The organism is Nocardia sp. NPDC059228, from assembly GCF_042754245.1.
Lineage (GTDB): Bacteria > Actinomycetota > Actinomycetes > Mycobacteriales > Mycobacteriaceae > Nocardia.
In genome coordinates this window covers 1-1,095 of sequence record NZ_JBHZAL010000168.1, presented here as the reverse complement: position 1 = coordinate 1,095, position 1,095 = coordinate 1, and the positions used below count along the sequence as shown (strand labels likewise).

General features: G+C 63.6%; 1 protein-coding gene. It reads right to left on the bottom strand.

From position 1 onward, the window contains the following. Positions 1–1,080: PQQ-binding-like beta-propeller repeat protein (locus ACFXKA_RS43230; RefSeq protein ID WP_379431947.1), on the bottom strand; the 1,080-nt coding region annotated here is incomplete at its 3' end. Between the last annotated feature and the right edge of the window lie 15 nt (positions 1,081–1,095).

Here is a 1,095-nt window from a genome sequence, read left to right as displayed (position 1 = left end):
CGTGCCCAAATCGAGCGCAATAAGTCGCCCACCACGGTGGGCCACGTACACAACGTCCTCAACCACGATGGGTGCCGTCGTGAAATCTCCGCGTCCCTCGAAGCACCACCTTTCGGCACCAGTTGCTGCGTCAAGGGCCGTGAGCACGTGCGGCGCGCTCACCACGAGCACAAGGTCTCTTGCGACAACCGGGGCGAGGGGCGTGCGTTGCCTGGTTCTATAGCCCCAACGGCGCCGACGAGGTACGGAACCGTACGTCTGAAGAATGCCAGAACGATCCAGCACGTGACCCGCTGAACTCGATGCGACAGGCGGAAAGGCTGCGCCGTGGGTCAGTTTCCATCGTCTGGACTCTTCGCCACTTGTGGGATGGACGGCTACCAAGTGCTGGACCGATTCGTCCTCCTCCAAGAAGTAGAGCATCTGGTCTGAAGCCGCCCAGTGCGGCAAAAGCGAGCCCCGCGGTTCGTGGACCCAGCGCTGCTCTCCGTCGCTCGGGTCCAGGGCCAGGACACAGCCCTTCGGTTGCTGAGTGCCGCTGCCTCGACCGGCGGGAGGCCCCGCAAGGACGATCAGACTGCACGCTGCAATGCGTGCTTGGGTGAGAATCGGCTGCCCCGGGAGAAGGGTTGGCCAGCGCTGGGCCCCGCTCCGGGGGTCAAGGGCAAAGAGCCCCCCATCTTGACCAGGCGCATACAGCACACCCTCAACGAAGGCCATCGTCGCAGGGTCGACACGCAGCCGGACTTCCCAGCGAGGTCTGAGAGTCGGCAGGTTCAGCGCCTTCAAGCGATCAGGTACGGCAGGGAGGAAGAGAGCCTGGTCTCCGGCTGGGGGTACATGCGGTGCGAAAGTCCTGATCCCGCCTATCTGCCTCTTGCCCGTCCGACCGTCAATCAGCGTCAGCCGGTAGTCGTCCCAAATGATGAATGACCCCTGATTCCAGACGGGATGGTGCGCCTGGTCTGTGAACGAGGAGTTATTCCAACTGGCCGTCAGGCGCACTCGCCGAGCCTTTGATGGCTTCACCGTCAGTCCATCGCCATCGGCCGGCCTGCATTCCTCGTCGGGAGTACCCATCACGCGGGCATAGGC